The sequence below is a fragment of the Desulfolutivibrio sp. genome (assembly GCF_036584575.1).
Lineage (GTDB): Bacteria > Desulfobacterota > Desulfovibrionia > Desulfovibrionales > Desulfovibrionaceae > Desulfolutivibrio.
The window spans coordinates 57,602-76,816 of sequence record NZ_JAZHDB010000080.1 but is presented as its reverse complement, the minus strand read 5'-3'; the positions used below and the strand labels follow the sequence as shown (position 1 = coordinate 76,816).

Genomic DNA, 19,215 nt, shown 5'->3' with positions numbered 1-19,215 from the left:
GTTTTTTGCCGCACCTTGCCATTAACACGCTCCGAGGCAACAAGCCGGAAGCTGTCCTCCGAAGCCCCTCCGAAGCCCCTCCGAAGCCCCTCCTGCTGCTTTGCCTTTTTTACGTCGGTCACAAGGGTTTGATTGGCGAGAGGACGGACCATAGGCATGGGCCATTTCGGCGAAAACAGGCCATCACGAAAATCCTGTCAAGAAAAATCTTATAGCCCAAACCGGTCACATTCGTAGCCCAAACGGGTGCATTCGTAGCCCAAACGGGTACGGCGCAATAAAAGTCAAAAAACAGGGTGTAGGTTTTTTGCCTGTGCGCGGGCCGCCTTTCCCCGCGATTCGGGACTCCTCATGGATTTACCCCCACCGGGCATGGCGGCCGTCTGACTTCAGGAGGCCGCCATGTTTTTTTCGAGGTCATCAAGTTTTTGGTTCCAGACGCCCTGCATCTCGGCATGGCGTTTTAGGCGCGGGCCAATGAGATTCTCTCCTGAACCCGTAACCGGATAGGCCGAAAACTCTTGCTTACACCGTCGAGGTATTTTTCGATGACTTTTTTAGCCCTCTCTGCTCAACCCAACCCGATTATGGGGTGTCTTCCCCCGAGTCTCGGCCTTGGGCCAGATGGCAGGGCGGATTTGAGCGATTATCGGGCATACGTCTCCCTTGGACGTTATTTTACCGTATGTTTTCTTGCTCGCGCCAATTGCCGTTGCACTTTGACGAGCACTTCGCCGAAACAGTCGATGGGTATCATGTACCGCGCCGCGCGGGTGAAAGAACATTTCCATAGCACAGTGAGGTCAATATGTCAAATATGCTTCATATATTTCAACATTATACTGCATCTTAATGGCAAGTTGTATTGATGTTGTTTGAAAATTATGAATGTGTATTTGGAGAATTTTTTGATATACTTCGTAAAAATACAATTACAAATTACGTATTATTTGAATTAATAATGTGACATCGCAACATGAATATAATAATGAAGCAATTGGTTTTCCACAAAACAATGTTTATCATTTGAAAAAATATTGTAAAATAGGAGCATTTCTCAAGATTGTACACTGTTGATTTAGGTTGCTGTGGAAAACAGCGGAACTGGGAATTTCCCCAAAAAAACCGGGGCGTGAAATTGCTTTCAGCACCCCGGCAAGACTGAGGGTCAACGGAGCGCCAACTCCGTCAACGGTAGATACTCACATCTCCTTGCTACCCTCACCGCGCCGGTTCTGACAAGCAAAAAAGCCGTCTCCCCCATGGAGAGCCTCTCCATCCAGTGGTGGGACGCTGTCGCGCCTCCAGGCCTTCAAGGAGGCATAATGAATTCCTTTGGCTTGATCGATGAAAAAGACGCGGCCGCCTATCTTGGTCTTTCCGTGAAAACCCTTCAGGCATGGCGGTTTACGCACAGGCCGCCGAAGTATCTCCGGCTCGGCCGTTCGATCCGCTACCGGCTGTCAGACCTGGATGCGTTTCTCAATGCCAACCTCATCGATCCCGAGCGGAGGTAGGCGGTGTATGAACACGAAATCAAATGCCGCCGAAGCCTTTGATCCGTGGCCTGCCAACGTGGAGCCGAACAGTCCGCTTGACAGGGTCATGAAAGCCATCGTCGCCTTGTACGATGCGGAGCATGTTGTGGAACTCTGCGCCATCGGCCCGCAAACCAGGAAGTCCAGCCTTTGGGGCAACGAGTTTGCCGGGGGCAAAAAGGCCATCGTGGCCGGATGGTTCCGGGACAAGCAGGCTCTGGCGGAACTGGCCGTCCGGCTGGATGCGGAGGCAAAGCCCGAGGGGGTGTATGTCACCCTCAACCCGGTCGCCCCCGCCCTCCTCGGGCGCGCCGACCACAGGCTGAAGGCGGGAGTGGGGCGGACGCAGGATAGTGAGGCCCTCTGTCTGCGCAACCTCCTGGTGGACGTGGACCCGGCGCGTCCCTCCGGCATCTCAAGCTCAGAGCCGGAGAAAATGGCGGCGTACGACGTGGCGCACCAGATCGCAGCCCATCTGACCGATCTGGGGTGGCCGGAGGCGCTTTTCGCCGACTCGGGGAATGGGTGGCATCTTGTGTACAAGCTCGACCTTGCCAACACGTCCGAGAACGTCATGTTAGTCAAGGGAGTGCTCAAGGCCCTGGCCGCCAGATTCGATACCGGCGAGGCCACGGTGGATCAGTCCGTGTTCAACCCGGCCCGGCTGGTCAAGCTGTGGGGGACCATGGCCCGCAAGGGCGATCACACGGTGGACCGGCCACATCGACTGTCCGCTCTCGTGGATGTGCCGGGACATAGCGCGCCCGTTCCCCGGGCGCTGCTGGAGGCCTTTGCCGAACAGGCCGGGGCGGATGCAACGCCACGCCACGCTCTCCCTGCCGCCACTGCCGCAGACCCGGGAGGGCGGTTCGATGTCCGCGCCTACCTGGAGCGGCATGGCCGTGGACTGAAGAAGGAAAAGCCCTTCCAGGGCGGCACGCTGTATGTCCTGGAGGAATGCGTGTTCGATCCGGGACATGCCCCTGGCGAGGCCGCCATCTATCAGGCCGCTGAAGGCAGGCTCTCGTACCAGTGCTTTCACGACTCCTGCCGGGGGCGCACCTGGAAGGAGGCGCGCCAGAGGATAAGCGGCGACGCGCCGCTCGGGGCGGGCAACGTGGCCGTCACCCCTGCCCCTGCCAGCCAGCAGCCCGAGGAGTGGACGCCACTTCTCTTGCTGTGGCCGAGCCTTTCCGCGCAGGCGTACCCAGGCCTTGCCGGTGCGTTTATCGAACTGGCCACGCGGGAATCGGAGGCCGATCCGGCAGCGGTGCTGGCCACCTTTCTGACCCGCTTCGGGGTGGAGGTGTCCGGCAACGGGGTACTGAAGGGGCCGGGCATGTATCTGGGTGAGACGCGGCATTATCCGCGCCTGTTCACGGCCATCGTCGGGGCGTCCAGCAAGGCCAGGAAGGGAACCTCGGCGCATCCTGTGAATGCGCTCTTTTCTCCCGAAGGCCTCCCGGACAACCAGGACAACCCGTTCCCGTCGCTTGCCGCGACCAGCAGCGGCCCGCTCTCCACCGGCGAGGGCCTCGCGTTTTGTGTCCGGGATGCCCGCACGGAATGGGTCATCGACAAGAAGACCTCTGCCGGGTCATGGGTTCTGGTGGACCCCGGAGTCGAGGACAAACGTCTGTATGTCGCGGATGAGGAATTCGCCTCAGCGCTGCAATGCACCAAGCGCGAGGGGAATACCCTGTCGACAGCGGTTCGGTGCTTTTGGGATTCGGGCGAGTATTCCCCAATGGTGAAAAAGGAGCGGACGAAGGTCACGGGGGCGCATGTCGGCATCGTCACCCACATCACGTTTCAAGAGTTGCGCGTGTTGTTGGATGAGGTCCAGGCCTTCAACGGCTTTGGGAACCGGTTTCTCTGGGTGTGCGCCAAAAGGCATGGGATGGTGCCCATTCCGCGCCGGATGCCCCAGAACGAACTGTCCAGGCTGCGGCTTGAGGTGTCGCGGCTGGTCGCTATCGGACAGCGCCGCGAAGAGATGACGTGGGATGGACCGGCAGAAGACTTGTGGCGTGCGGTCTATCCCAGTCTTTCCCGGGAGCATTCCGGACTTGCGGGGTGCATCATCAACCGGGGCGAGGCCCAGACCGTTCGGCTGGCCATGATCTATGCCCTGCTGGACGGCCAGGGGCATATCGGCGAGGCGCATCTCCAGGCTGGGCTGGCGTTTTGGGAGTACTGCCGGGCCTCGGCGCTCTACATCTTCGGCAGTCGCGAGGCCAATCCGCTCTCGGAGAAGATTCGTGGCGCACTGGCTGGAGGCCCCATGACGACCACGGCCCTGCACCGGGCGCTCGGGAATAACGCGTCCAGGGAGAGGCTTCGCGAGGCCCTGCAGGAACTTCTGACCGCCGGGCGCATCAACAGGACGGAAGAGAAGACCACGGGCAGGCCGAAGGTTATTTTCACCCTGAACGAACAAACCGAAGATAACGAACTATCGCCCAAGGGGAGCCTGCCGGATAATTCGTGAAATTCGTTTGTTTCGTTGAGGCGGAAGAAAAAGAAGAGGTCACAGAGGCCTCCTGGGAGTAGGGCATGCCCGCCGTTCCTGGGAGGCCCATTTATTGGGGGGACGTGTGCAAGGGGACTTCCTCGTGCCGCCGAAGGCGAAATATTGCAGCGTGACGCGCAAGAAAAGCGCATGATTTGCGCGAGTTGCCGCAAGGCGCGGGGGAAAGGAGAGTGGACAGTCTGGCTTTACGGCCAAATGTGTTATTTGATGACGGGGTAAGGATCGGGCGCTACGCGGGCAGTGCCGTCTTATCCCGGAGGGCCTGACGGGCATCAACCGGGCTGATGTGCGGCTTGACGCGAGGCATCGTCTGCGCGAGATCGGCGTCGTGTGCCCCGGGAGTCTCTTTGCGGAGCCAAAGCGACGTGGCCAGTTTCTCCAAATCGGAAACACCTTATTCCCGGACCGCTGGGCACGGTCTGAATGGCGGCTTGCGGCGGGGCAAGTTGTCCAGACTACTTTTCCAGAAGCGCCTTGCCCCCGAGGCCGTCAACCGAATGCGCGGGCCGTAGGCGGGCTGGAAGTGATGCCCAAGCAGGCAACTGGAAAAAAGCGTGGCCAGGGAGTCGTGCAGCTCGAAGGAACAGGGGCCGTGCTTGCAGAGCACAGAATCATTGCCCGTCGGGACAGCGCACGTTTTGTCCAAGGCCTGCTTGCCATTTGTCTGGATAATGGCTAGATGTAATGTCTAGACAGGAGGGCCTATGCCGAGCACATGGACGCTGCAAGACGCCAAAAACAAGTTCAGTGAAGTGGTCAATGCCGCGTGCGCCGGTGCGCCGCAGGTGGTGACCAAGCGCGGCAAGCCTTCGGTGGTGGTGGTTTCCATGACCGACTATGAAAGGTTTGTAGCCCAAGGCAAGAGCCCTGCCCCGCGTTTCACGGAATTTTTGCTCTCCATGCCCGGCGGTGGTGCGGAGGCGGACGCCACGCGCGATGACATCGCCTTGAGGGAGGTGGATTTTTGATGTTTCTGCTGGACACGGTCGTCCTCTCGGAACTGCGCAAGAAAGACCGAAACCCCGGCGTGGTGCGCTGGATCAGCGCTACGGACGATGGGACGCTTTTCGTCAGCGTGGTCACTGTCGGCGAAATAGAGCGCGGCATCCGTCGTCAGCAAGCCAGGGATGCCGCTTTCGCCCAACGCCTCACCGACTGGCTGGCGCAACTGGTGCTGGCCTACGGGGACCACATCCTGCCCATCACCACGGAGGTGGCCCGCCGCTGGGGCCAATGCAGCGCGGACCTGGGCCGGGCTGATGCGGACATCCTCATTGCCGCCACGGCCTTGGAACACGACATGGTGGTGGTGACACGCAATGAGCGGCACTTCATGCCCACAGGGGTGCGCGTGTTCAATCCCTGGGAGTAGGCTGCCCCATCGCGTGCGGGGAAGACCTGCGTCTCTGCGGGGACTTGTCCGGCGAGGTGGTGTGTGGGAGCAGCGCATCCATCCTCTCGCCGTCTTTTCGTCTTGAGGTCTTGAGCGGCCAAGCCATAAAGGCCAAGGTCTTCGGGTTCGCTCCGCAAAGCCTCCGTGCCCTTGTTCATGTCCGTGAGCGTGTTGTGCTTGATCTCTTTTTCTTCTCGGCTACACTAGCAGATCCTGCACGGACCCCAGGAGGTATGTTGTGACTTGACCTCTTTTTCTTCTCGGCTACACTCCGCCCGTCCAGGGCGTCCCCGTCACCACGGTTGTGACTTGACCTCTTTTTCTTCTCGGCTACACTCCCCGACGATCCGCAAACGGATGTTTCTGAGTTGTGACTTGACCTCTTTTTCTTCTCGGCTACACTTGCAAGGATCGGCGTGTCCCTGTCCGGGGCGGTTGTGACTTGACCTCTTTTTCTTCTCGGCTACACTACGTTTTGCAGCCAGGCCGTAAGCGCCGTAGTTGTGACTTGACCTCTTTTTCTTCTCGGCTACACTCGCCATCCGTGCGAACTGCCTATGGAGTCGTTGTGACTTGACCTCTTTTTCTTCTCGGCTACACTCTTTCTGTGGGCAATGCGTTGTAATCATTAAAGAAAATGGCCGGGGCGGACTCAGAAAAACATGAGTTGCTCCGGCCCTTTTTCCGCCTTTCTTCGTTTTTTTCCCACGAGCACGCGCATCTTTACGAATTGCGCATCCGTGATCGCCAGAAGCCGCACTTCGCCTTTCTCGGGAACCAGCTTCTGGACCCGATTTAAAAAAGTATCGTGCGACTCGCGACTGTGGCAATACCGGGCATATACCGAGTATTGCAGCATGCTGAATCCCATCCGCTTCAGATCCTTGCGAAAGCGGGCATAGTCCTTTCTCTCCTTGGCCCCGGTGACGGGAAGATCAAAGAGCGCGAAAACCCACATGGCCTTGAATCTCCCGTTCACAGCTAGCCCGCCATACTTTCGAACCGGGGAAGAAACACACGTGTGCGCTTGCCGAGAAATACATCCGCCAAGGTCTGGGCCGTTCGGGCCGCGAGACTGAAAAGCTCTCTGCGCTGCCCATCCACAAGAACATCCTGATTCAGGTGCGTCAGCAAGGTGCGTTTCAATTCTTTGTCCAGATCACGGTCCATGCCGTGCTCGACGACAAGACCGGCGACCCCGATGTCGACCAACGGCCGGTAGGGCTCCATCAAATCGCTCACCAGACAAAAGGCGTCGTAGCGATTATGATGGTGCAGCCCCAAAGACGGGTGTAGTCCTGAGGCGCATACGGCCCGGCCCATGATCGCCCTGACCACGGCATAGCCGTAGTTGAGCCAGCCGTTCACGCCTCCGGCGTGAGAGTCGCGTGTGAAACGCTCCGATGCGAACAGCGCCCTCCAGTATTTCCGGGCGGCCTTACCCTCGACATTCTCCGGATCACCGGAACGGACCTCGCCGGTCATGGCCTTAAGACCGTGGTCATGGCCTGTAGTCAGGGACAACGCCCAGGCCTGGTTACGCAGCTTCATGCGAACGACATGCTTCCAGGCCTGCTTTTTCATCGGCAGTGAAGCCCGGGCCTGGGCGGCGATGCGTTCCGTCTGAACCGTGTTCCCGGAGAGGGGCAGCATCATTCCCACGGGCATATGTCTCTCGTCGCAGGCCACATACGTGCCGCCATTCGTCGCCAGCCCCGCAAGAACCGCATGCGAGAACGACACCTGATGGTGGGAGACGACAAGCGCTGCGATCTCAGGAAGCGGAATAAAGACATCCGCGTTGTTTTCAATGCGGACCCGGAGCAGGTCGTTTTCGACGTTGAGCCGGGCAGGTTGGTCGCCGATGTCCAAGATGCGGTTCATGTGTTGTCCCGCCTGATCTCACCCATGGGCGTGACGGTGACCTTGCGGCATCCTTTCTCTCGCAATGTGTCAAGCATGATCTGCCGCCTGAGTTTTTCCTGTTTGAGTTGTTCTTCCGGACGAGCATCGTGCAAAGGAGTTAGCCTCAACCGGGCACTTGCCTTTTCAAGCCATACCGATCTGATCCGCCAGAGACATTCCCCTTCTCCATCAGGTAAGGCGACAATATCACCGCTGGTAAGGGAGAAGAGAAATCGGCCATACTCCGGAGCGTCGCGATTTACGGGAGGTAACCCCTTGGCCGTCCGTCGCTTGGCTTCCATCAGGGTCACCACGTCTCCCTTCCAGACCAGCTGCCCCTTTTTATCGAGTGATTCGTAAACAGCCATATGGTGGTTGCCGCCGGTCATGACCGTCCTGGCGCGCGCACCTTTCCCGATGGTCTCCGCCTTGCCGGAAACAAACACGCGTACCTTTTTGACCTGTGTCCCTCCGAGGCGCTTGAGAAGGATGGCATTGGCGTCGGCCGCAAAGGCTTTGGCCGGGTCTTGCATTCCCAAGGCGTCGAGGCGCGTCTTCACCAACTCGCGGATATAGGGATCAATGATGCGGTCAACCTCTGGGGGGCTCAACTTCTCCAGTTTTTTTCGGACGCTGAGGCGTTCGCCACGGCGGGAATAGAACGTCTGATCATGGAGTTGTCCGCTCACTTTGCGCCGATGTCGCAGGGACACGGCGATGTTCATGATCATGTCCGTGGCAGTGTCTATGAATCCTTCCCATGCACCGCTAAAAGGGGCTTTCGATAGCCGCTCGCGATGCGACGCGGCCCATTCAGCAGCCCTGGCGATGCGTTGGATCATCCCTTGGTCGGTCATGGCCACGGCCATGGCGTCCACGGCGTGATGCCGGTGGTCGGCGCGCGATTTTTCCCCACGGCCCAGGATGAAGTTCAGGCCCAGCATGTCCCTGACCAGGGCGGTCACGCCTCCTGACGAGGCGCGCACCCGCTTGGCCGCGTCGCCGCCGTAAAGCTGACCCAGATATTCCAGGGCGAGCTTGGAGGCGTAGCGGGTGTCCGAAAGTTGCCGGTTGGTGAAGTCCGCAAACTCCACAGCCATGTCCGGAACCTCGAAGCGGTGCAGCTTTGCCTTTTTTGCGCCGATATCGCAGTGGAAGCGGCGGACACGTTCGAGCATGGCCTCGAAGGCCTCCGTGTCGGCTCCGAAGGCCTCAAACGGGGTGCGGTTGCCTTTTTTGATGTTGCAGGCGTTATGAGCCAGGGTTTTGTTGAGAAATGAATTATCCAGACTGCGTGAGCGTGGCAGGATATGCTCGATGTCTACTGATGCATGCGGTCCGAAGACGTCTGCGGGACTGAACATCTCGCCGCAATATGGGCATTGCCAGCCGCATTCCTCGGCCAGGAGTTTTTTCAAGACCGCTGTCCGCTGCTGAAGTCCTAGGCCAGGAAACATTTCGAGTATCTCAGCATAGGCCTTGTTGCGCTCTTTCTCTCTGGAGCGCATGTTTTTGGTGACGGACATGCGGTCCTTACGCGATCTCTTGAGATCCCTGGCCAACTCCACGCGGATAATCGCGGGTTTCCCGTAACGGTCGCAGATGGCGTTCACCACGCGCCGCATCTCGGTCAACGTCCGTGTCACCATGGGATTTCTGATGCCCGGCAGGGCGATGGCCACGGGCGGGAGACGATCATGAAGCGGCGGGGGCGTTTCCGCGCCATATTCAATCTTGCGTGCCGTGGCGTATGGGACGCCATTTTCCAGGTGCGGCATGAGTTTCAGAACCGCGCTTCGGGAATGGGAAAGGTATCCATCCTCAAGGCGGATTGTCGCCAGCGCGGCCGCAGTCTCAGGAACAAGGCCATAGTCGCGGGCGGCCACCCGGGCCAGGACCGCCTCTTTGTTTGTCGCATGGACAAGCAGGACGAGACGGGATCGTTTTTCCAGGGGGAGGGCATCCCAGGCATCGCCAAGCAAGGTGCGCAGTTTTGCGCTCGTGCGGTCGCCCTCCATTTTTTTCTCACCGCCGCGCTCCAGGTTGAATTGCCAGTCTTTATTGAGGCTCATGAGTTTACGGGCCATGACGAACGTCAGGTCTCCCTCCTTTTCAAGATGTTCAAGAAGACATGCGCGCTGGGTGACATCGGGGATTGCCACTTCGCCATGATTGGAAATCGCTTCGAGATTGTTGAGCTTGGAGAGCAGGCGAAAACGTTGTGCTTCAAGCGTGCAAAGCGGGGTGCGTCGGGAGCCTTTCTCCAGAGTGCAGAATCCAACCAGATGCTTGGCGCTTTTCAGGGGCCTTTGCCAGAAGATGGCCTTCCATACGCCGTCATAACATCCCTTGTTCAGGAGGGCGGGATGAAACTGCGCCTGACAATGCCAAAGGGCGGTAAATTCGTCTTGCAGCATGTCGCGGTGAAGTTTTTGCCCACGGATGCGCGATTCAGGCCCTTTCGGGATGTTACCCCCGGTATGGGCCAAATATTCCCCAAGGCGCATGTCGCCCATCTTTACGCGCAGGGCGTGTATGGCCGCTTTGACTTCGCCCTCGTCCTTGTCAGTCGGAGTTTTGCGACTGTTTGACCAAAATCCGCGCCGTTGGGCCAGATGATAGATCGCCCGTCCGAGTTCGAATGGTTCAAGGCGTTCATGCAGGCCGATTGCCCGCAGATGATATGGAAAGAGGCGGCGCCCACCGTTTTCGGCATTGAGATACTCCGGATGGAGGCGATAAAATTCATCACGAAGGCTCTCGTCCAAATTGCACACGCCCTTGTTTCGTTCAGTCGGTGAGTGGTTCGGTAGTTCGGGGAAGAGGCCTATTCGTTCGAGAACCCGCATAAGATGGGTCTTACGCATGGCTTTTCGTTCCAGGAGCTTGCGCCTGGACTTCGCTTCCTGGCGTGCCGTGTTTCTGCTGGCATCCCGTCCGGAGGAAATGTCGCCCTCGGTTCCAGCGTCGAAAATGCGAACACCGCAATGAAGGATGCTTGCCGATCTCCCTGTCGCATCGGTTTCAAAGATAGCCCAGCCCACGGATGCGGGGCCAAGGTCTAATCCAACCAGCAGGTTACGAGCATGGTCGCTTTTCAAGGTGTCGCCTCCATTTGTTTAAAAATAGACCCCTTGACACAAGTCACGCTTTGTATATATACTCAAATTACAAGTCACAACAAGGAGCTCGGCTCCGTATGGCGTTGCCTGAGGGCGGCGTCAGGGGCGTCTGGCACGCCTCCCTTTTTTCAAACAAAAAGCCCGTCTTTAGACGGGCTTTTTGTTTGAAAAAAGGGGAGAAAGCGGCTGCTGGGGTTGGATGATGTACCCGCCAGGAAGGAGAGGCAACTGTGGCCAGGCGAGTGGGGCGCTAAGGATGCCGATGGAGTTGCCCCCGCTAAACCGGACACCAGTTTAAGAACGTTGGGCACGCACCGCCGCCGTCCCGCCGCCTCCGACGAGCTCGTTTGCGGTCCATTCTCGGCGGCGGGCCGTCGGCTCACTCCGCAGTGACTCGTCAGCGGCACACCTCCGGATGAACTCACGAGGTGACAGCATCTTAAGCCCTTTGTGCGGATGGATTTCGTTGTAATCCTCGAACCATGCCGCAAGCTGGCTCAAGACGGTCTGAGCGTCCGGACGGTCATGGACGTACACGTAATCGCGTTTGAAGGTTTTCACGAACGCTTCAGCCATGCCGTTGCTTTCGGGGCTTCTGACCGGCGTGAACCGGCAGACCAGGCCCAGCCAGGCGGCAAATTCAACGGTTTCTTTGGCCGCGAAGCAGGAACCATTATCTGTAAGCCACTCCACATGTTTCGGGCAACAACTCATGCCGAAACGTTTTTCCACGCATTCCAGCATCATATCCCGCACCATGGCGCCCGAGATGCCGCCTGTCGCGGCCACGAAGCCGATGACTTCCCTATCGCAGCAATCCAAGGCGAACGCCACCCTGACCTTCTGGCTGTTCCAGCATCCAATCTCGAAAGCATCAGCACACCAGCGCAGATTGCGCCGTAGCATGATGACCTTGCCCTCATGAGACCGCTCTGGGCGCTTGCCGGTGTGCCTGGCCAAAAGCAGGCCGTGAAGGCGCATGATCCGATACACGCGCTTGTGGTTCACCCGTGTTTGCCCCAGTTCCACAAGACGCCGGTTCAGGAGGGCGCAGACCCGCCGGTAGCCGTAGGTCAGCCGTCCATCGATGATCTCACGAACCAAAGGCAGCAGGACTTCGTCCTGGGCCTTGGAATAACGGGAGGGACGGTTCCTTGGGCCAGTCGCCAGTCGTTCGGACAACTGCGAACGGGCCTCGTCAAACGCCTCCGCCACCCGCTTCACAGGGAATCCTCCTCGAAGGGTAACGGCGTGCGCGAGATCAGTTTTTTTTCGCGCGCGATCTTGATGCCTTCCTTGAGGATTTCCACCTCCATCGTCTTCTTGCCCAGAAGTCGTTCCAACTCGCGGACCCGTTTCTTGAGAGCACGATTCTCCGAGGCGCTGACCACCTCGTCGTCCGCCTGGACCGCCACCTTGCCGCCTTCGCTCATGAGTTTCCTCCATCGAAAGAGCTGGTTCGGGGCAATGCCATGCTTGCGGGCCACGTACGAGACGCTCATCCCAGGCCGGGAAGACTCCTCCACGATCCGCAGCTTCTCCGCCAATGGCCAGCGCCGACGCTGGACCTCGTTGACCAACTCGACCGTGGGGAACTCGTTAGCACTATGTCTGGACATACCTCTAGCCCTACCTCCTCGGTTGGCCAGGGTGTCCGGTCTAATTGGGGGCTACTCCAGCCGACTGAATCAGAAGCGGTCAGCGTGTGGGGTATAGTGTGGGGTATGAAAAAAGGGCCTACGGATTTTCGTCCGTAAGCCCTTGATTTTGCTGGTTGAGGGGGCAGGATTTGAACCTGCGATCTTCGGGTTATGAGCCCGTGAACCGGGTCTTCCTACCCCATCTCCTACCCAGTTTAACTACGCCTAATGCGGCAAGTTTATCCTTAAATTACAGGCTTGACAGCCATGTCGTCATTGGGTCATTTACCCGAATGCTGTTTAACGACATTTGACCTTTTTTACCCTCCTGGGTAGGAATAGGGTAGGAAAGAAAGTGTGGTCCTGTCAGGCTTCAAGGGGTGGTGGGGTAGGAACAGGGTAGGAAAGAGGACGAAAGAATGGCCACGAAATATTCACGGGCGCACCCGGCGAAATGGCCCGGTGTTTACTGCTACGAAAGCACGGAGCGCCGCTTTGAAGATAAGGCGGACGTTTGTTATGTGATTGCCTATAAGGTCGAGGACAAGAAACGCTGGGAGAAAGTCGGCTGGAGGTCGGAAGGCTATACCCCCCAGGTGGCGGCGGAGGTCCGGGCCGAACGGGTGAAGGCCGCCCGGCATGGCCAGGACGTGAAGACCGCCAAGGAGATTGCCCGCGAACGCGACAAGCGGGACAAGACCGTCGACGAGTTGGCGAAGGCCTATTTCGCGACCAAAGGGGATTCCCTGAAAGGCGTGGTGACGGACCGCAACCGCTATGACAAGCATATCCGGCCCATACTGGGCGGCTTTCGGGCAAGTAAGCTCTCGCCCCTGGACATGGCCCGGGTGCGCAAGGCCATGACCGGCCGCGCTCCGGCCACGGTCTGGAACGCCTTGGAACTGGTGCGGCGCATCGTGAATTTCGGGGCCAGGGCCAAGCTGTGTCCGGCCTTGTCCTTCGTCATCGAGATGCCCAGGAAGGATAACGAGGTGGTGGAATACCTGGAACCCGAGGAGGCCGCCCGCCTCAAGGAGGTGCTTGATGCGTGGCCGTCCCGGGATGCCGCCAGGATGCTGGAACTGGCCATGTTCACGGGCATGCGGCGGGGCGAGGTCTTCAAGCTGCGGGATGCGGACCTGGATTTTCTGTCCGGGATCATTACCATCCGTTCTCCAAAGGGCGGCAAGACGGTGAGCATCCCCATGAATCCCATTGCCCGGGCCATCCTGTTAGAGCAGCTTGATTGGAAGGCAAAAAGTTCTTTTGAAAGTCCATTTGTGTTTCCCGGGAAGGGCGGCGGACAACGGGTGGCCTGCGGGGCCGCCGGGCGCATCAAGAAGGCCGCCGGGATTCCCTCCCGCTTCAGGATTTTCCACGGTCTGCGGCACCATTTCGCCGTGACCCTGGCCAATTCCGGAGAATTCACCCTGGACATGATCGGCGAACTTCTTACACACAAATCAACGGCCATGACCCGGCGCTACGGGCAGTTCCTTCCGGACGCCAAAAAGCGAGCCAGCGACAAGGCCGCGGAGTTGCTGACCAGCCACGCGGGACTGGATGCAATGTCCGGCAGAGGGCGGAAGGTGGTTAGGATCGGGGGAGGAGACTAGCCGATGCCCATCGTAAGCGCCTTTTTCGGGATCATCATCACCATGTACTGGCGGGAGCATGGCCGCCCGCATTTTCACGCCAAGTATGGCGAGCATGGCGCGACTTTTGATATCGAAACACTGGACATTCTGACCGGCAATTTGCCCCGTCGGGCGCGGCTCATGGTCCTGGAGTGGGCCTTCGAGCACCGGGAGGAATTGATGCAGAACTGGCGGCTATGCCAAGAATATTCCATACCCAACCCCATCACCCCGTTGGAGTAACGATCATGATTTCCTGGGAAGTGAAGACCGCCAAGCCGTTGCCGGGCTACCGCCTGGAGGTGACGTTTGCGGATGGACTGCGCGGTGTTGTCGACCTTTCTGATGTGCCGCACAAGGGCGTGTTCGCCCCGTGGTCGGACCCCGCCTATTTCGAGCAGGTGCGCGTCGATGCCGAGACAGGCACGGCCTGCTGGCCCAACGGGGCGGATGTGGCACCTGACGCCATGCACGAAGAGGTGAAACAACGGCAGGTCTCCGCCGTGTAGGCCAAGGACGGCAAGACGGCCCGGTCCCTGTGGACGGCCCGGTCCCTGTGGACGGCCCATGAGGGGGAGGGCCATGATCGCCGTTTTGCCATATGTCGTGCGTCTCAAGGGCTGTGAAAGGTGTCGAGACCGCAGCGATACGCCGTGCTCTGGAGTAAGTAGAGTGCGCTAGGGGCACCGTGGTTTGCGTGCTGGGGAGATAGACAAGGTGGTAGTGTTGAATTTCAAAGTATAGCTTGACTGGAGAACTCAATGTCCTGCTCTACATACCCAACCCCAATTAATAAGAATTTCAGGGCAGATATCAACAAAAAAGGAGAAACGTCATCACCAGAGTATGTAGCGTATCGCTTTTGGTTGTACCAATATTCATATAGGAACGTCATGTGTGCCAATGATGCGAGAAAAATTGCTGATTTTTGCGTTCTTGCGAAAGGCAAGGGGATTGATCCACTAAATATAATGTTTGCAAAATTTGACAGTATCATGAATCCTTACATGAACGAAAAAGAGGTGTTCCAGATTGTTTTTCAGTTGCGACACCTTACATTATTATTTATGAGGACATACAATATATGTCCATTTGCTACCATGGATGGTTTTTATGGTTTTGATTCCGGCAACATACTGCGGACGCTAATTAAAAAGAAACAATTAAAAATGGAATTTTACGATAAAGTATATCACCAGTCACTCAAAGGTTTTGAATACGACCCAGAGACACGCAACCTGAAAATCACGGTTAACTTGAACCATGATTACACAACAGTCTTGTTGGATGTGGCAAACATAATTGATAATATCACGGGCGAAGTCGATAATGACTTTTTATTTTATATCCATGAGAGAAAATTTAGAAAGAAGTTGTCAAAATTATCGCCAACAAGCAATGCGTCAAGAGCTGTTGGATTGTGGATTTGGGATGCTATTGACAAACAGATTGGAAAGGAGAAGCCTCCGTATGGCGCTATTTCAAAAACGATACATCGCCTCAAAGAAAAGTTTGATCTTTCAAGTTTAGGGTATTCGGCGTCATCGGATAGAACGTTTTCAAATATGTATTATAAAACGTGCAAGTGCATTGAAGATAGAGATGTTTATTCTATATAACACGAAGAATGTTCTTGTCACGTGAACAACATACAAGCCTGCTGGAGTAGCACCCCTCTTAGCGCGGCACCTTCTTTAACCTGGAGATAGCCGTCCTTCTCACAGGGGAAATTGGAAACTCAGACCCTTCAGATAGAATCCTAGACATGCTTGTCAGGCTATGAGTTATCTTTCGGGTGAATTCACCGAAGGAGAGCTCGTATGCTTAAAGGTCTTCACACCCGCGAAGCTGCCCAATACCTGGGCCTTTCACCCGGCACCCTCGAAGTCTGGCGCTGCAAGGGGCGTGGCCCCCGCTATTCCAAGCTCGGCAAGCGGGTCGTTTACGACCCCGCCGACCTGGACGCCTATCTCGCCGAGCACAAAGTCTTCACCATTGATTCCATGCCGTCCTCGGCAAGGCGATAGCGAGGTGCCGCATGAGTAGCAATGCAGTCTCCGCATTCCGTGGAGAGCTTAAGAGCGGTGGCTTGGTCCCGGATGAGATTATCGCCGATGGAAAGCTGCACCGTTGCGGTACGGTGGGCAAGGAACGCGGCAAGGACGGGGCTTATGTGCTCCATGCCGATCCCCCCGTGTCCGGGTGGTGGCAAAACTACCGTACTGGCGAATCCGGAAAATGGGCTGAACGCCATTCTCGCCCCATGTCCTTTGCCGAAAAGGATCGGCTCCAGGCCTCGTTCGCCGCCGCCCAAAAAGCCCGGCTGGACGAATCCTCGCGTCGTCACGCCAAAGCCAGGGAAACCGCATCCCGTATTTGGGAGAAGGCTGATCCCGCCCCTCTCAATCATCCCTATCTTGTCCGCAAGGGCGTCAAGCCGCTTGGCGATATCCGCGTGGCCCCTGACGGACGTCTCATCGTCCCGCTTCTGGACGATGCCAGCGCGATCATGTCTCTGCAATTTGTTGCGGCAGACGGAGAAAAACGCTTTCTCGCTGGTGGCGCAATAAGCGGCGGCCGCTTCACGATCCCAGGGGATGACGGCCCCCTGTGCATCGCGGAAGGATATGCCACGGGGGCGAGCATCCACGAGACCACGAAACACACGGTCCTTATCGCGTTTCATTGCGGCAACCTCATGTCCGTGGCCACCATGGCCCGTCAGAAGTATCCGGACAGACAGATCATCCTGTGCGCCGACAACGATCACGAGACAGAAAGCGCCCGTGGTCAAAATCCCGGGGTTACGCATGCGACCGAATCGGCCCGCGCTGTATCCGGGCTGTTGGCAATTCCAAGATTCAAAGTGCCGGGCGGTGCGACTGACTTTAATGACCTGGCCCGAATCGAGGGGCTTGGTGCCGTTCGGGACAGCATTTTGGCTGCGATCCCGGTTCTGCCCGCTGTTGCCGGGAATGATGCCTGGCCTTCGCCGGTACGGTTTGAAACCGAACACTCGCCGGATATCCCGGCCCGGCTGTTTCCTGGTATCTTGGGAGAGTTTTGCTCGGCGCTTGCCGAGGAACTGCAAGTTCCTTTCAAACTGCCGTTGTGCAGCGCTCTTGGAACGATTGCCGTCGCTGTCCAGCGAAAGTGCCGGGTTCAGGTCAAGGTCGGATATGACGAGCCACTGAACATATTCGCCCTGTGCCCATTGCCCCCGGGCGAGAGGAAAAGCGCCACGGTAGAGGCCTGCAAAAAACCGCTGGTGGAATGGCAGACTGATAGAAGCCGTGAGATGCAAGACGGTATTCACGAGGCGGCAAGCGAACGCCGTACCCTGGAAAAGGCCATCGACATGAAGCGGGGCGGCATCGGGAAGGCGAAGACCGCCCAGCAGCGCAAGGATCTTATCCAGGAAATAAAGGCGATGGAGAAGGAGCTTCCGGATGTCCCCAGGGCTCCCCGCCTTCTGGCCGATGATTTCACCCCCGAGGCCTTGGCGCTGCTCATGGAAAGGCACGAGCAACGCATCGGGCTTCTTGAGGCGGAGGGCGGCCTGTTCGACACCCTCGCCGGGAGATATTCCAATGGCGTGCCCAATCTCGACGCCGTGCTCAAATCCTGGTCCGGCGAAACCTGCCAGATCGACCGCCGAGGTGCGGAGACCATCATCCTGAATGATCCGCACCTGACCCTGGTTATTTCTCCGCAGCCGGAAGTCGTCCAGGCGCTCGCGGGGCAGCCGGGTTTTCGCGGCAGGGGGCTTGTCGGACGCTTCCTGTATTTCATGCCGCGAAGCCGCCTGGGAACTCGGTCCCTCGATTCCTCCCCCATGCCGGAGCCCGTCGCGCGAAAATGGCGGCAGACGATTCAAGGGCTCCTGTCGATTCCCTGGAAGAGAGATGCGCATGGAAATGCGGTCGCATATGATGTGCCCCTCTCCCTGGAGGCGTTGAACCTGTGGCTGAAGTTCGCGCAGGATGTGGAATCCGCTCTCCTTCCTGGCGGGAGGCTGGAGCATATGACGGATTGGGGTGGAAAATACCCGGGACAGGCCATTCGCCTTGCCGGGCTCATGCATATGGTCACGGCTCCCGAGCCCTTGAACGAAGCACTCTCACCGCAGACCATGGAGAACGCGCTGGCAGCGGCCACGATCCTCGCGGAGCACGCCACGGCCGCCTATGGACTTATGGGCAGCGACCCGCAGTTGGAATGCGCCCAGGCCATCTTGAAATGGATCGAGCGCGACCGCGTGTCGTCGTTTACCGCCCGAGACGCCATGGAAAAGGTCAAGGGCCGCTACCCGACCATGGACAAGGTGAATGCCGGATTGGCCATTCTGGAAGAACGGGCATTCATCTTTCCTGTCAGTCAGGACTCGCGCAAAGGTCCGGGCCGCAGGCCGAGCGCCGTCTATACGGTCAACCCCAACACATGGGCATGAATGGAGAAAACCATATCATGCAAGCCTGTCAGATCTTAGGCGCACAATTCGCAGATTCGCAGAATGAAACCTCGCCCTCGGGTCGGGCAAGGCATCGCATCAGGTGTAGTATTGAAGGGATTCCCCATGTGTGCCAGACGCTCATCTTTTGTTGCAACAATCTGAGATAGTGGTGCAAACTTGCGTTCGGTTTGCATGATTGCCAACAACAGAGTGGTGTTAGGGAGCTCCCTCTCGATATATTGAGCTATGGTGTCTGACCCACAACCTGCTCAAGCTCTACAGGCGCGGACTCGCTGGCGGGTAGGATACGGAAAGTGGGTAGATCGCCCCGGCGGGCTGCCCGGCGAAATACGATCAAGGAACAATGAAGGCCGGTCGGGTCACCTGGGAGGCGCTCGCAGGCTCGGTGAGATAATCGGTTTCGGAACTGTTGATCAAAAGGCGAGAAAACTTTGTGGGATAGGCTCTAAACGGGCACAACCCCCTGAGCATCAGAGGATTGCCCTGGCCATATCCTGCCAGTTGTCACATTTGACCACATACGGCCCTCCCGCCTGCGACGCCTAGCCCTGAGTTATACATAATATCTCTTTTTACAGCAGATAGTTAAAGGCTCCTGGGTTATGCTTGGCCAATGGCCTACTTCTTGTAGCTTCGCAATGCCATCAGGCCACCACCCCGAAGATATCCTGTCCGACAGGATACTCCGTGAAATATAGCCGTGAGCCATGATGATTATGTCGACATGCGACAGACGGAGAAGGCGGAACGAATCAACCCCGTAATAAACGAGAATATGCAATGTCAAAGATGACACTCTTTATCGCTGGCCTTGTCCTGGTATTTGTCGGAATAATCCCGATATGGCCATACCGAAAATCCATGGGCTATGCCATGAGCACAAGTATTAGTGTAATAATAATGATATTAATTGTGTTGCTACTGATAGGAAATGATATGTTGACGTTATCAATATGAACGCTATCGTGACGGT

At 57.4% G+C, this 19,215-nt stretch carries 14 protein-coding genes, 1 pseudogene and 1 CRISPR repeat array; of the genes and pseudogenes, 11 read left to right on the top strand and 4 right to left on the bottom strand.

The window, feature by feature from the left end; all coding sequences use genetic code 11:
- The first annotated feature begins 1,325 nt into the window (after window positions 1-1,325).
- The 4 genes from V3572_RS06245 to V3572_RS06230 all read left to right on the top strand — a co-directional run bounded on the left by V3572_RS06245 (window position 1,326) and on the right by V3572_RS06230 (window position 5,443).
- On the top strand, window positions 1,326-1,517 hold the full coding sequence (locus V3572_RS06245; protein ID WP_332110117.1) for a helix-turn-helix domain-containing protein: 192 nt from the start codon (window positions 1,326-1,328) through the stop codon (window positions 1,515-1,517).
- Between the two features lie 88 nt (window positions 1,518-1,605).
- The gene (locus V3572_RS06240) at window positions 1,606-4,029 is read left to right on the top strand and encodes a hypothetical protein (RefSeq protein ID WP_332110116.1); all 2,424 of its coding nucleotides are present in this window, start codon (window positions 1,606-1,608) and stop codon (window positions 4,027-4,029) included.
- Between the two features lie 746 nt (window positions 4,030-4,775).
- Window positions 4,776-5,039 carry a type II toxin-antitoxin system Phd/YefM family antitoxin gene (locus V3572_RS06235; RefSeq protein WP_332110115.1) on the top strand — a complete coding sequence of 88 codons (264 nt, stop codon included), beginning with the start codon at window positions 4,776-4,778 and terminating at the stop codon, window positions 5,037-5,039.
- Window positions 5,039-5,443 (top strand): type II toxin-antitoxin system VapC family toxin, encoded by a 405-nt coding sequence (locus tag V3572_RS06230; protein ID WP_332110114.1) that lies wholly within the window; start codon window positions 5,039-5,041, stop codon window positions 5,441-5,443. The genes V3572_RS06235 and V3572_RS06230 overlap by 1 nt, the downstream gene beginning before the upstream one ends.
- Before the next feature lie 190 nt (window positions 5,444-5,633).
- Window positions 5,634-6,065: direct repeats of the CRISPR family, unit length 36 nt; unit sequence GTTGTGACTTGACCTCTTTTTCTTCTCGGCTACACT.
- 51 nt (window positions 6,066-6,116) lie between these two features.
- Here the strand turns inward: V3572_RS06230 and cas2 are convergent.
- The 4 genes and pseudogenes from cas2 to V3572_RS06210 all read right to left on the bottom strand — a co-directional run.
- Window positions 6,117-6,422 carry a CRISPR-associated endonuclease Cas2 gene (cas2, locus tag V3572_RS06225; protein ID WP_332110113.1) on the bottom strand — a complete coding sequence of 102 codons (306 nt, stop codon included), beginning with the start codon at window positions 6,420-6,422 and terminating at the stop codon, window positions 6,117-6,119.
- A gap of 23 nt (window positions 6,423-6,445) precedes the next feature.
- Window positions 6,446-7,348, bottom strand: a complete 903-nt coding sequence (gene cas1 / locus V3572_RS06220; protein ID WP_332110112.1) for a type II CRISPR-associated endonuclease Cas1 — start codon at window positions 7,346-7,348, stop codon at window positions 6,446-6,448.
- On the bottom strand, window positions 7,345-10,470 hold the full coding sequence (gene cas9, locus V3572_RS06215) for a type II CRISPR RNA-guided endonuclease Cas9 (RefSeq protein WP_332110111.1): 3,126 nt from the start codon (window positions 10,468-10,470) through the stop codon (window positions 7,345-7,347). The genes cas1 and cas9 overlap by 4 nt, the downstream gene beginning before the upstream one ends.
- A 432-nt stretch (window positions 10,471-10,902) precedes the next feature.
- Window positions 10,903-12,110 (bottom strand): annotated as a pseudogene (locus V3572_RS06210) (IS3 family transposase); the annotation flags it as partial.
- 542 nt (window positions 12,111-12,652) lie between these two features.
- Here V3572_RS06210 and V3572_RS06205 point away from each other — a divergent pair.
- The 7 genes from V3572_RS06205 to V3572_RS17800 all read left to right on the top strand — a co-directional run bounded on the left by V3572_RS06205 (window position 12,653) and on the right by V3572_RS17800 (window position 19,199).
- Window positions 12,653-13,747 carry a tyrosine-type recombinase/integrase gene (locus V3572_RS06205; RefSeq protein WP_332110110.1) on the top strand — a complete coding sequence of 365 codons (1,095 nt, stop codon included), beginning with the start codon at window positions 12,653-12,655 and terminating at the stop codon, window positions 13,745-13,747.
- Window positions 13,748-13,750: 3 nt separating this feature from the next.
- Window positions 13,751-14,011 (top strand): DUF4160 domain-containing protein, encoded by a 261-nt coding sequence (locus tag V3572_RS06200; protein WP_163300260.1) that lies wholly within the window; start codon window positions 13,751-13,753, stop codon window positions 14,009-14,011.
- Window positions 14,012-14,016: 5 nt separating this feature from the next.
- Entirely contained in the window at window positions 14,017-14,277 is a 261-nt protein-coding gene (locus V3572_RS06195) for a DUF2442 domain-containing protein (protein ID WP_332110109.1), read from the top strand.
- Between the two features lie 252 nt (window positions 14,278-14,529).
- A complete protein-coding gene (locus V3572_RS06190) occupies window positions 14,530-15,387 on the top strand; it encodes a hypothetical protein (RefSeq protein WP_332110108.1) in 858 nt (285 codons plus the stop codon).
- A 201-nt stretch (window positions 15,388-15,588) separates the two neighbouring features.
- A complete protein-coding gene (locus V3572_RS06185; RefSeq protein WP_332110107.1) occupies window positions 15,589-15,795 on the top strand; it encodes a helix-turn-helix transcriptional regulator in 207 nt (68 codons plus the stop codon).
- A gap of 11 nt (window positions 15,796-15,806) precedes the next feature.
- The gene (locus tag V3572_RS06180) at window positions 15,807-18,218 is read left to right on the top strand and encodes a DUF3987 domain-containing protein (protein WP_332110106.1); all 2,412 of its coding nucleotides are present in this window, start codon (window positions 15,807-15,809) and stop codon (window positions 18,216-18,218) included.
- Window positions 18,219-19,022: 804 nt separating this feature from the next.
- Window positions 19,023-19,199: a DUF3309 family protein gene (locus tag V3572_RS17800; RefSeq protein WP_442877363.1), complete on the top strand. Its 177-nt coding sequence runs from the start codon at window positions 19,023-19,025 to the stop codon at window positions 19,197-19,199.
- The last annotated feature ends 16 nt before the right edge of the window (window positions 19,200-19,215 follow it).

Coding starts and splice junctions, on each gene's coding strand:
- cas2 (WP_332110113.1), bottom strand. CDS start 6,422: ATGTGGGTTTTCGCGCTCTTTGATCTTCCCGTCACCGGGGCCAAGGAG.
- cas1 (WP_332110112.1), bottom strand. CDS start 7,348: ATGAACCGCATCTTGGACATCGGCGACCAACCTGCCCGGCTCAACGTC.
- V3572_RS06240 (WP_332110116.1), top strand. CDS start 1,606: ATGAAAGCCATCGTCGCCTTGTACGATGCGGAGCATGTTGTGGAACTC.
- V3572_RS06190 (WP_332110108.1), top strand. CDS start 14,530: ATGTCCTGCTCTACATACCCAACCCCAATTAATAAGAATTTCAGGGCA.
- V3572_RS06235 (WP_332110115.1), top strand. CDS start 4,776: ATGCCGAGCACATGGACGCTGCAAGACGCCAAAAACAAGTTCAGTGAA.
- V3572_RS06200 (WP_163300260.1), top strand. CDS start 13,751: ATGCCCATCGTAAGCGCCTTTTTCGGGATCATCATCACCATGTACTGG.
- V3572_RS06195 (WP_332110109.1), top strand. CDS start 14,017: ATGATTTCCTGGGAAGTGAAGACCGCCAAGCCGTTGCCGGGCTACCGC.
- V3572_RS06230 (WP_332110114.1), top strand. CDS start 5,039: ATGTTTCTGCTGGACACGGTCGTCCTCTCGGAACTGCGCAAGAAAGAC.
- V3572_RS06245 (WP_332110117.1), top strand. CDS start 1,326: ATGAATTCCTTTGGCTTGATCGATGAAAAAGACGCGGCCGCCTATCTT.
- V3572_RS17800 (WP_442877363.1), top strand. CDS start 19,023: ATGTCAAAGATGACACTCTTTATCGCTGGCCTTGTCCTGGTATTTGTC.
- V3572_RS06180 (WP_332110106.1), top strand. CDS start 15,807: ATGAGTAGCAATGCAGTCTCCGCATTCCGTGGAGAGCTTAAGAGCGGT.
- V3572_RS06185 (WP_332110107.1), top strand. CDS start 15,589: ATGCTTAAAGGTCTTCACACCCGCGAAGCTGCCCAATACCTGGGCCTT.